Below are 11838 nucleotides of genomic sequence, written 5' to 3'. Positions count from 1 at the left end.
TAAACTCCTACTCCTCAATCTTATAGATTTTGCCGAGTGTCGGTAAACCTAAGTATTGTTCTACTTTTTCTTCTGTGTTCATACGGTTGTCTAATAATTTCTTCATAAAGGCGATCGCTGTTCCTAAGATAAGACCTAATAACCCTGCGATAATCGCATTATTAAGTGGTTTCGGCTTGACCGGTGACTGTTTTTCATTTTCATCTGCTTTAGAGAAGACAGATAAGTTGTCGACACCCATCACCCGTTTAACTTCTTTCTGTGTGACTGCTGCAAGTTCATTTGCAATACGTGCATTGTTTTTAGTCTGTGGGCCTGATACATTGATTTTCATCAGCTGTGAGTCCGCTTCACTTGTCACACTGATTCTTGAAGCGAGTGCTTCTTCGTCAGTTTTCAGATTTAAATTATCAACAACCTGCTGACGCACCACTTTAGAATTGACCATCTGACTATATGTATTGATCAGCTGCAAGTTTGTCTGCACTTGGCCTGGATTATAGACGTTGGTATCTTTCCCTTTCTGGTTGATGATCACTTGTGATTCAGACTGATAAATCGGGGTCTTTAAAAATGCAGAATAAAGAAATGCTAATAACGCAAACGTAATACCCAGTCCTAAGATAAGCTTTAAGTTCCTCTTTAAAATCTCCAATATTTCCTTTAAATCGATTACTTCTTCCATAATGCCTCCAAATATAAATTATTTTACCTTTATCATAACTTTTAATGACTCATTTGGGAATTGTAAAATTTCTTGTTGGCCTCCGAAATGACCAGTGTCTTCATCTCTTCCTTATCCATCATGAGCAACTGATTGATATCTTTAAGGAGTTCATGATAATCTTTCGGCACTGCCTTACCAACATAGATTTTGTCGTGGACCTGCTTATTTGAGACTTCATTCTCGTTCAGCAGTTCCTCGTACATCTTCTCACCTGGTCTGAGCCCCGTATATTCGATACCGATATCCTCCACTGTATTACCTGACAGTTCAATGACATTCTTCGCCAGGTCTGCGATCTTCATCGGCTGTCCCATATCAAGGACGAATATTTCACCACCTTGCGCCAGTGCACCGGCCTGAATGACGAGTCTCGAAGCTTCAGGTATCGTCATGAAGTAACGGGTGATGTCCGGATGGGTGACGGTGACAGGACCGCCTGCTGCAATCTGTTTCTGGAAGAGCGGGATGACTGAACCCCGGCTGCCGAGGACGTTGCCGAATCTGACACCGACGAATGTCGTCGCGCTGCGGCCATTCATATTCTGGATGATCATCTCTGCCCAGCGTTTCGTCGCCCCCATGATATTCGGTGGGTTCACTGCTTTGTCTGTCGATACCATGACAAATGTCTGAACACCCGCTGCAGCACATGCTTCTGCGACATTCTTCGTCCCTAGGATATTATTCTTGACCGCTTCCCGTGGATTCGCCTCCATCATCGGCACATGTTTATGTGCTGCTGCGTGATAGACGATAGCCGGTTGATACTGCGCCATGACGCTGAAGATTTTATCGCGGTCCTGGATATCTGCGATGACCGGGATATACTTGATAGCGCCGTCTTTGTAGAGATTCATCATCTCCTGATGAATCAGATAGATGCTGTTCTCACCGTGTCCGAGGAGAATCACCTGTTTAGGGCCAAACTTGCTGATCTGACGGACGATTTCAGAACCGATGGAACCGCCGGCACCTGTGACGAGAATGGTCTTATTATTGATGGCATTGGAGACCTCTTCTGAGTCCAGTACGACCGGGTCACGACCAAGCAGGTCCTCGAGGTCGATATTCTTCAGCATAGAGACTTCCTTACGGCCGGCGAGGATGTCATCGATGTCCGGCATAATCTGCACCTTGACGTCACAGGCACTGGATTTGTCGTAGAGCTCCTTCACTTTGTTACGGGCAAGGGACGGCATCGCGATAACGACCTTATCGATATTGTACTTCTGAATGGTTTCTTCCAGTTTCGTCCGGTCGCCCACTACTTTGACGCCGTTGATGACCCTCTTACATTTGTCCGGATCATCGTCCAGAAAGACGACAGGCGTCATCTTCATGCGCTGGACGTGGTTCATCTGACGCGCGAGGATGGCGCCGCCCCTACCAGCACCGAAGATCAGCACACGTTCATTATCCGTGTGGTCCATACGGTCGAGATACATGATACGGCCGACCAGTCTGAGCCCGCCTATAAACACCAGCTCAATCAGCCAGGCAATGAAGAAGAGACTGACCGGGATATCAAAATTGTAATGCAGTAATCTGAAAAACAGCACGACACCGACTATACTTGTCAGCACACTGAATGACACTGAATAGAAGACGTTAACGACCTCCCTGATGGAGGCATACTGCCACATCCATTGGTAGAGATTGAATATGTATGCGAATAACTGGAAAGTGAATAATAACAACGCTAATGTAACAATATAGAATAAAGCGGGCGGCAGATCCGGCCGTTCTGTAATCAGACGCCCACAAAAAATGGCGAAGATAATAATAAAACTATCAACCGCCACTAAACTCAATGTTTTCAGTTTCTTCATGTACGCTATGCACTCCTCATCAAAATCTTGAAAATACTCTTATAATTATTTTACTAAAGAATTATTGAATTACTAGTCCATTTTCTAAAAAAATACAAATTACCTATGTTTTTTTCATGTTTAATGTTGTGTACTATTATACGATGACATGCATCCCTGGTATGTATGAATGACATGCCAGCGTCCCTTCTGTTATGATATGAGTAAATAAACGTGTGAGGAAATGTAGATGAAGAAAATTACGAAAGCCATTATTCCTGCAGCAGGCCTCGGCTCACGCTTTCTGCCTGCCACTAAAGCGATGCCGAAGGAGATGCTGCCGATTCTTGATACACCGACCATTCAGTATATTGTCGAAGAAGCGGTCGCTGCCGGTATTGAAGACATCATTATCGTCACCGGCAAACATAAGCGTGCAATTGAAGACCATTTCGATTCTCAGCTGGAACTTGAACTGAACTTGAAGGAGAAGAACAAGACTGATCTGCTTGAGAAGGTTGAACATTCGACGCATTTAGCGAACATCTTCTACGTCAGACAGAAATCACCGCGCGGATTGGGCCATGCCATCTGGACTGCTAAACAGTTTATCGGTGATGAACCGTTCGCTGTGCTGCTCGGTGATGATATTGTGGACGCTGAGGTCCCTGCCATCAAACAGCTGATGGATGTCTACGAGCAGACGGGTACTTCAGTGATTGGCGCCAAAACGGTCACCAGGGAGGATACTGAGCGTTACGGTATTATCGAGAGTTCAGAACAGGAAGGCCGCATGTACAAAGTGGACCGCCTGATCGAGAAACCGAAACTCGGCACGACGGATTCCCGCCTCGCCATCATGGGCAGATACGTCCTGACACCGGATATCTTCGACTATCTGGATGCACAGGAAATCGGCACAGGCGGAGAAATCCAGCTGACGGACGCCATCCAGAAAGTCAACGAAGCCACAAGCGTCTATGCTTATGACTTCGAGGGCAACCGTTATGATGTCGGTGATAAACTAGGATTTGTAACAACGACACTAGAGTATGCCATGCGGTCAGATTTAAAAGATGAACTGCTTCCCTTTATGGAGGATTTAATTAAACGCCATCAATAAAAAGCGATCCGCATTTGGCGGATCGCTTTTTATCGTTTCAATACTTCTTCCAGCTTCTTAATATTCTTCTCCCACAGAAACTCCTCCTGTACGAGCGTCCGTGCATTTTCCCGCATCTGCTGTTCGAGTGCATGGTTATTTTTAATCTGTTCAATCGCATCGAGTATCTCTGTTGTTGTCGCGCGTTCTTTCGCGTAGCCGACCTGGTTGTCATTGATCAGCTGATTGGCATAGCCGCCGAGATTCGTGACGACCGGGACACCGCAGCCGATGCCGTCGATGATCTTACCGGGCAGGACCGTCAGGAAGGTATCCGTCTCCTTTAAGAGGGACAGCTGGATATTGTGCGTGCGGATCATCTGGAGACATTCCTGGCGGCTCTTCTCATGATAGGCGGTCACATACTTGAAGTCATGGTCCTTGATATAGTTGAAGAAGTTATGGGCATTCATACCGTAGACGACGGCGTTGAAGTAGATGCCTTTTTTCTCCAGCCCTTCTGCAACTTCTATCAGCTGGTCATAGCTCTGGGCGAAGCCGATATTACCGGTATAGATGACCTTGAAGGCCTCGCTCACTTCACTGAAGGCGAGCTCTTCCTGATTGAAGGCATTCGGGAAGTAGTACTGGCTGATTTTCGGCGCGAGTTTCTTGATATGACTTCTAAAGCCTTCATTATTGATGATGATGGTATCTGATACTCGGTACATCCGTTTCTCCAGAAATTTAAGTGCCGGGAAGATGAACTTGAATGACTTGAGCTTGTCAATGCCGATCAGTGAATCCGGCCACAGGTCCCGGACCTCGAGCACTCTTTTCGTCTCATGCCTCTGGCCGAAGAAGGCCGCCCATGGCATAAAGATATTCGGCGTCGTGACATAGAGAATATCGTAATGTTGCTGCTGTTCTCTAATTGTACGTCTCACTTTATAGCCCAGCTCAAAGTAATATAAGAGACGCATCGCCATGGACTTGCTTTGTTTGGATGTTCTCATTTTGATACGTTTGATGTCATTTGACTGGTTAATGCGCTCATCGTACCAGAACTTCTGATCCTGATACATCTTCTCGTTCGGATAGCTCGGTTCTGTCGTCAGCACATCAACTTGATGGTTTTTAGATAAATGATTATACAGATTTCTGAAACGGTTGGCGCCTGAGCCGATCTCCGGATAGAAGTTCTGCGTTACGAGTAATATCTTCATGTGTCTCTCACCTTTTAGTATAGTCCGTTTATTATAGCATGACCGCAGCTATTCTTCAGAATATAAAAAAGCTGAACGTGTTTTAGGGAAAGCTGTTTATATATGTATTATTGGTAATTATAAGCCATATTAAGTACTTTCAAGTTTTTGTATTATTCTTTCTTCACATCTTCCAACAATGGTATTAAATCTTTTTCTACAGTAGGCGCAAGTGTTCGTCCAAATGAATCTGTCATATGATTTTTGTCAAAATATGCTACTACATTCCCTATGACTGGTCTGCAGAGATCATCGGGACAAATGTAGTCTGTATAGTCATAGTAATGGACGTTAGTCGGTTTTTTCTCAACTTTTGACCAGTCTGTTTCTTCAGGAACCACAAGATTCTTAGCAACAGTGCACTTTTCGCTATCCCGTCCGTAGTTCACTAGGCAATCAGGAATATCTATCTTGAAATAAGGTGTATCACGGACGCCAAATACATGAATACCGAGAGCATTCAGCTTTTCAAACTGCTTTAGATACCCCTCTGGGACTTCTTTGACATTGAAATGTGAAATTTCAGCAGGTGCAAAGACAATGTCCGGTTGCACATCTGCTATTTTATCGATAATTTTTTCATTCCACTCATCACATAATGCGTAGTTAAACTTCTCTGTCGTCAGTCTACAGCCTGATTTCGTCATATTGACAATGCGAATCGGATACTTCTTAGAGATTTCCTCAAGTGTACTGAACCAATGTGTCGAATGTGAACCGCCTACTAATGCTACTGTATACTCATAATTTTCTGTCACACCATATTCGCAGATTTTTACGGTCTGATACTTGATTGCCTGTTGGCAACCATCGAGAAATGGTTTTGCCTTATCTGTTGCCACAGCTGCGTCATCAGGCAAATAAGGCTTGACAGGTATATTATCCTTATTCGCTGCTTGAGCACCTGGATAACTTTCTGAGCCGATTAATATATCTGCCTGTTTCTCATGCTGAAGCAGATATTGCTGCCAAGCTGTATTCACTAGCAGTACTGGCAGTAAAATTATTAATAACACGCCAGCCATCTGCCAAGATTGGTTGCTGAACTTTATTTTTCTGATGGGTTTTTCGATAACAGCTGTCACTAACCATGAGAGCAGTAAAGAGAACAGCATAATTGCAAGACCATCTGTTAATGACGGTGTGTCCGCTTTAAATAATTCTTTATAGAAGACAAGTATGACCCAATGCCATAGATAGAACCCGTAGGAAAAGCCACCGAGTTTAACCATGAAACGCTGACCAAGGAACTTCTCCACGCCGTAACCAGACTGGTTTTCACCTGAGACTAGAATGAAAACAGCGGCTAATGTCGGTATAAGTGCTACATAACCCGGAAATGCTGATGAAACGTTCAGCAATAGCCCGCATAATATTAACATCAACAGTCCAATCCATCCGAATGCTGCAGCGACTACAGGTGGTAATTTTATATTGTTAATAGTCAGACAGAGAATTGCACCGAACGCGAATTCCCATACACGCGTACGTGTGTCGAAATACGCAAATGGTTGATTAACTGAAGTCAAATAAATAGAATAAATAAACGATACAGCGAAGAGAACTGAGAAGATAATGAGAAGTGCCCTTCTAAACTGTTTTTTAAAAAATAGCAATGCTGTCGCAAAAATTAGAAACCATATAATATAGAATTGTCCTTGTATACTCATGGCCCAGAAATGCTGGATAGGGCTCTTGGCATTATACTGATCTAAATAATCAGTTGAACTGATAGCTAGCTGCCAATTCTCAAAATAGAGTGCTGACGCGAAAACTTCCCGTATGGTCTGTAGCCATCTGTTTTGGTCCAAGAAGAAGAAACTGAGAACAATTACAGTAAGAAGAACAAAAAACGCTGATGGCATTAGTCTCTTTAGCAGCCCGAATATAAAATCAAAGAAATTGATTTTACCATTCCTTCTGACTCTGGAGAGCAAACTTGTCGTTATCAAAAATCCTGAAACTACGAAGAAGACATCTACACCTCCTGAGACTTTATTGAGCCAGATATGATAAACAGCCACTAGAAGAGCAGCAACTGCTCTTAACCCTTCTATTTCTGGTCTGAATTTTTTTGGGGTTGTTTGCACAGAATCCATTTTTATTATTTTCTCCTCACACTTTTTTAGCAAAATAAAATCTTTTTTACTTGATGTAAAAAAGATTTCATCTCAACTATTCTCTGTTAAATCTTTGGCAATTTTATCTGATTTGTCTCGCTGTTGAAAATATATTCATTATCATTCTCGTATATTTTCACATCAATTGCTTCTTCAAGCCTGATCAATGTCAGGAACTTGTTCTCCACTTTTGCCTGATCCGTGATAACAATTTGCTTCGTAGCTAGTTTCTGGTTGACTTTACGAGCATTAAAAGGCTGTTTCACACCTTTAACATGTGCCTTGTCGTTTATCTCATAAGGTTGACCCGTCAAATTCAGCACCTCGATGCTCGCGTCATTTTTAGATAGTTTAATGCTGTTTTGACCTTCTTCAATTGTTAGTCCTTCACAGAGATTAAAGCGATTGATAAAGTTAACTTCTGTCTCTGATTCCCCGACATCCTCGATAAAAATAAGATGAAATTTCTTCAAGAAATAAATAGTGCGTCTCAGTTTAGCTCCTTCATATCCATGATGGTAACCGGAAACAATTGAAAAATCTTCAGTATCAAAGAAATGATCTGTCTTAATCGCTTGTATGATGCGATTATCATGTGTGCGTTTATAGTTACGGTGGAGCTGATAGGAACTGTGTGCCGGACGAGAAACGACATATGAGCGCCCTGGACTACGTGAATAATTGAACTTTCCTGCATCTATGAAGAAATCCTGATTTTTGTAGTTCAAAATTATACTTAAATCGTCTGGATGTTTATGTGTTGCTGTCGAGAATCCGCATATAAATGCCAGATACAACTGATTAGGTTTATCTTTCAACACCGTTATGCCAGCCGAAATATCCTGGAAGTTCTCCCATAGTGTTACTTTGCTTGGTGACCCCATCTCAGAAGAATCACCAATTGCAGGAATTCTTCTATCTGGTTTGGCAATTTTCGGAAGATAAGCATCTGCCAGAGTCAGAAGCTGAATAATCTCTGGGCCGAGTGTCTCATCGTTCTTTTTTAAATAATCTTCAATAGAATGATACATCCGTGTTACCATGCGATGGTACTCTGGAGAATTCTCGAGATGTACTCCATTCGGACTGTAATTAATCCAGAAAGATTGTTGGGCGCGTGCTTTTCCTTTCAGCAGGAAAAGCTCATTTGAAAGCACAATACCCGCCACCATAAGCGTACGGTCCATCATTAGTCCATGATTGTTCGGGCGATAGTTTGTATCATCCATTAAGAAATGGCAATGTTTATTAAGCTGTTCGATATAGCGAGAAAAATCTGCTTCCGGATTGATAGTCTTTATAATATGCATATATTCAATCAGCACCTGTGTACGGTTTGCCGTTGGATGATCATACCAAGTCATCGTAGTCATACGAGCTTCTGAGTTGTCCATCCATGAATGAATGATTTCAGTTGCTTTATCAATATACTTCTTATCTTTTGTTGCAGTGTACTGATTCAACAATTCACTCACTACACGCCATGAATGTAAATATAACTGATAGCTAACAGTATCTGCCCCTTTTTGGATGTCCCAGATAGAATCGCTTAAAGGCACCGCTTCAAACGTCGGGAATGGGATAATACGGTTCTCTATTGCCGCATCCGCCATTGGTACAGTGTGATTAGAATAAGGAAGTAAAGGAAATACAGATTGCTCTGTAAGCTTCAAATCAGCTTCTTTTTCAGGAGAGTAGTCCACTACCTGCTGGACTGTCTTTATTTCATCCTCTTTACCATTAACAATTAAATCCAGCAGTTCAAGAGTCTTATCCTTAGACATCGGATTATGACCTGCCTTTTTATCATTGTAAAGAATAAACTGAATCGACTGCATATTAAATTGATACTTCTCTAATGTCTTAATGAAAGGAGTTAAATGATTTTCCATATCACCGTTGCAGAGTCTATTTTGAAAGTATAAGACTTTTGGCGTATGTTTCGAACGGCGGAAAATATTAGTTATTGAAAGACGGTTACTATAATTCTTATTAACTTCTGCATGTGTCATTCCAGGAAATACGGTTGAATAGAGTGCATCGACTGCTGACTCAAAATATTTAAAGACGTAAGTCTGAGGGTTATTTACAATCGCTGTGCTGCCTTTATGCATAGAGGCAAGTGCCATTGACATAAATCCGCCGGCAGAAGAACCGTAATAGAAGGTGTTATTTGAACTGATCGTGAGCAGTTCAGTAATTCTATGTACAACTGCTGAATAATCTGCCAGATAATGACGTTCTTGTTCACCTACTCCCCAGCCGAGACGTAAATTGTTACCATGAATTGTACGGTCATCAATAAATAAAGCATTATAATCCATATCATCTACCCAGTTTGAGCGCATGAATACCGGAGGTTTTCTCTTAGATGGATCCACAGCGCCGTTCGAGAAGATTACAAGCTTATTTGTTAACTGTTTCAAGCTCAATTTAAAATGAAAGTCAATTCCTTCTTTATCTATTATGATAGCTTCATCGCTATGGTCCTGAAGAAACTTCAGGTTTAAATCTGTAAAATTTATTCTACTCATTGTATTAATTCCTCCCTTGACCATTCTAATCTATCCCATTATCTGTAACCAAGCGCTGAATGCGGTGATACCAAACAGCACTGCGCCAATTAAAGGGTCCACAAAGTTTCTTCCTTCTTGCTGTTTGTTAATAAATTCTTCGCCCTTCTCCTGTTGTCGTGCAATCATGTCCTTCTTATAGGCAAGTTGTTCATCTTTAGGTTTCTGTCTATAGTTACGCATGTACATCGTATAATCATGAGCAACGCGCTCACAGTCACCAAAATCCTTTACTTCACCAAACTGCAGCCATAATGCTTTATTACACATCTGTTTGATCTGAGAAGTAGAATGTGAGACGAAGAATATTGTTACACCTTTATTCTGGAACTCACGCATTTTAGTAATACATTTATTAGAGAAGGTCTCATCGCCGACAGATAATGCCTCATCGACAATCAGGACGTCGGGCTCTGTATGGATTGCAATTGCAAAACCCAGACGAGAACGCATACCGCTGGAATAGGACTTTATCGGCTGGTAGATGAAATCATCAAGTTCAGAAAACTGCACGATATCCTCAAATTTTTCTTCAACTTCTTTTTCACTCATGCCGTGCATCAGGCATTTCATCTTAATATTCTCAACACCTGTCAAGTCATTGTTAAGTCCTGCGGAGATGGCGATCAGTGAACTGCGTCCTTCGATTTCTATAGTGCCGTTTGTGGGTTGTGTGACTTCACCAAGAATATTGGACAAAGTTGATTTTCCTGAACCGTTCAGTCCGATTATGCCGACTGAGTCGCCGGCTTGTACTTCAAATGTTACATCCCTTAATGCATAGTAGGGTTTCTCTTTATAAAAAAGACCGAACGTGAAGAGCTGGATAATCTTATCTTTCTTACTGTTATTCAAGTCATAGACTTTAGAGATATGACTGACTTTGACTTTAGACAAGTGCCTCACCATCTTTCGTAAAACGTGAGCTATCTGTCGACAGCCAGCTCACTTCTTTATTTTCAACGGCTTTATAAGTGTCAAAGAGTTTCTGCTGTTCGACGTCCCAGTTATATTTCAGTTTCGCTGTCTTACAGTTTTCTGACATTCTATTACGAAGCGCCGGGTCTTTCAGCAGTTGGTTGACCGCTGCAGCAATTTCTGATGCTGAGTGGCTGTCTACGGCTATGCCAACCTCTTCGCCTTCTACGACCTTCTTCACTTCAGGGAATGAACAGCTGACGACAGGTACGTGCGCCATAATATATTCAAACAGCTTGTTAGACGATGCAGAATAATGGTTGAAGCAGACGTTCTGCAGTACCTGGAAACCAAGGTAAGCTTCTCGTGTATAGAACGGCAGTTCTTTGAAATGGACTTTTGGAATAAACTTAATACGGTCTTTGGCTGGACTCTCTGCCGCCAGTTCTTTCAGTTTCTTCTCAAGTTTGCCTGCGCCGAGGAAGACGAGGGTTCCTTCAGTAATTTGCGGCATCGCTTCAATAAGCAGTTCCAGACCGCGGCCCTGCTGTAATCCGCCTTGATAGAGCAGTATTTTCTCATTATCCGGCAGACCAAGCTTATCGTGCAGATTGACAGCCGGTTTTTCGTCAATATTGTACAGTTCTGAGTAATTATAGAGTGTACGCGGGTAGAAGCCATAAATATCTTCGTTATGCTTCGCGCGTGTATGGTTCTCCACCATCATCTCATCAACGAAATTCAGCAGGAAGCGTTCAATTCGTTTGATTTTCTTCGGGTTATAGCCAGTCCGTGAAGACTGTACTTCATGAGAATCGTAGACGAGTTTTCGTGGTTTAAGTCTCAGTTTGGAGCAGACAATGCCTTGCGGTAATGTATTTAAATCGTTTGAATGATAAATATCCGCGTTCTGCTTGTAGCCTTCTTTAATCATGCGCATGATGACAGCACCGTTGACAAAACTCTTACGGAACTTACGGATCTTCATCATCATCGCAGCCATCAGCATCGCTGACGCAAAGTAAATCAACAGCATCCAGTTGATATAGAGGAATGCTGCACTGATCACTGTTGAGACAGCACCTACTGTAATCAGGAAGCGATTTTTATCATGCTGGTAACAAGTGATGACAAGCGGATAACGTCTGACACGCGTCACATGAAAATGTGGATTGATTTCTTCGTATGGTTTGACTGAATCGTCCTTCGGATCATCGATTGCGATGAGATTGACATCGTATTTCTCTGACAGCGCTGTACACTCACGGTTGACACGCGCATCATTTGTGAAATGGTTCCAGACAAACATAGTTACTTTCTTCATT

Annotated in this window: 8 protein-coding genes; 1 reads left to right on the top strand and 7 read right to left on the bottom strand. The window is 42.3% G+C overall.

Annotated elements, in window-relative coordinates; all coding sequences use genetic code 11:
* Positions 1-7 precede the first annotated feature (7 nt).
* Both MGG13_RS04050 and MGG13_RS04045 read right to left on the bottom strand, forming a co-directional pair.
* Positions 8-685, bottom strand: a complete 678-nt coding sequence (locus MGG13_RS04050; RefSeq protein WP_239035455.1) for a YveK family protein — start codon at positions 683-685, stop codon at positions 8-10.
* A 41-nt stretch (positions 686-726) separates the two neighbouring features.
* Entirely contained in the window at positions 727-2556 is a 1830-nt protein-coding gene (locus tag MGG13_RS04045) for a polysaccharide biosynthesis protein (protein ID WP_338041228.1), read from the bottom strand.
* 229 nt (positions 2557-2785) lie between these two features.
* Here MGG13_RS04045 and galU point away from each other — a divergent pair, with 229 nt between their 5' ends.
* Entirely contained in the window at positions 2786-3658 is an 873-nt protein-coding gene (gene galU, locus MGG13_RS04040) for a UTP--glucose-1-phosphate uridylyltransferase GalU (protein WP_239035454.1), read from the top strand.
* Positions 3659-3687: 29 nt separating this feature from the next.
* On the opposite strand, the gene MGG13_RS04035 is transcribed toward galU, so the two are convergent.
* The 5 genes from MGG13_RS04035 to MGG13_RS04015 all read right to left on the bottom strand — a co-directional run bounded on the left by MGG13_RS04035 (position 3688) and on the right by MGG13_RS04015 (position 11837).
* Entirely contained in the window at positions 3688-4863 is a 1176-nt protein-coding gene (locus tag MGG13_RS04035; RefSeq protein ID WP_239035453.1) for a glycosyltransferase family 4 protein, read from the bottom strand.
* A gap of 152 nt (positions 4864-5015) precedes the next feature.
* Positions 5016-7001, bottom strand: a complete 1986-nt coding sequence (locus MGG13_RS04030) for an acyltransferase family protein (protein WP_239035452.1) — start codon at positions 6999-7001, stop codon at positions 5016-5018.
* Positions 7002-7087: 86 nt separating this feature from the next.
* Positions 7088-9556, bottom strand: coding sequence for a heparinase II/III domain-containing protein (locus MGG13_RS04025; RefSeq protein WP_239035451.1), 2469 nt, complete (start codon positions 9554-9556; stop codon positions 7088-7090).
* Positions 9557-9586: 30 nt separating this feature from the next.
* Positions 9587-10504 (bottom strand): ABC transporter ATP-binding protein, encoded by a 918-nt coding sequence (locus MGG13_RS04020; RefSeq protein WP_420827906.1) that lies wholly within the window; start codon positions 10502-10504, stop codon positions 9587-9589.
* On the bottom strand, positions 10485-11837 hold the full coding sequence (locus MGG13_RS04015; protein WP_239035449.1) for a glycosyltransferase family 4 protein: 1353 nt from the start codon (positions 11835-11837) through the stop codon (positions 10485-10487). Before MGG13_RS04015 ends, MGG13_RS04020 begins: the two co-directional genes overlap by 20 nt.
* Between the last annotated feature and the right edge of the window lies 1 nt (position 11838).

This window comes from Macrococcus brunensis, from assembly GCF_022343725.1.
GTDB lineage: Bacteria > Bacillota > Bacilli > Staphylococcales > Staphylococcaceae > Macrococcus > Macrococcus brunensis.
The sequence above is the reverse complement of the archived record's forward strand: the minus strand, read 5'-3'. Positions and strand labels throughout refer to the sequence as shown.

Excerpts from the sequence above, each read along its gene's own strand:
- MGG13_RS04035 (WP_239035453.1), bottom strand. The coding sequence starts at position 4,863 with ATGAAGATATTACTCGTAACGCAGAACTTCTATCCGGAGATCGGCTCA.
- galU (WP_239035454.1), top strand. The coding sequence starts at position 2,786 with ATGAAGAAAATTACGAAAGCCATTATTCCTGCAGCAGGCCTCGGCTCA.
- MGG13_RS04050 (WP_239035455.1), bottom strand. The coding sequence starts at position 685 with ATGGAAGAAGTAATCGATTTAAAGGAAATATTGGAGATTTTAAAGAGG.
- MGG13_RS04030 (WP_239035452.1), bottom strand. The coding sequence starts at position 7,001 with ATGGATTCTGTGCAAACAACCCCAAAAAAATTCAGACCAGAAATAGAA.
- MGG13_RS04025 (WP_239035451.1), bottom strand. The coding sequence starts at position 9,556 with ATGAGTAGAATAAATTTTACAGATTTAAACCTGAAGTTTCTTCAGGAC.
- MGG13_RS04015 (WP_239035449.1), bottom strand. The coding sequence starts at position 11,837 with ATGAAGAAAGTAACTATGTTTGTCTGGAACCATTTCACAAATGATGCG.
- MGG13_RS04045 (WP_338041228.1), bottom strand. The coding sequence starts at position 2,556 with ATGAAGAAACTGAAAACATTGAGTTTAGTGGCGGTTGATAGTTTTATT.
- MGG13_RS04020 (WP_420827906.1), bottom strand. The coding sequence starts at position 10,504 with ATGGTGAGGCACTTGTCTAAAGTCAAAGTCAGTCATATCTCTAAAGTC.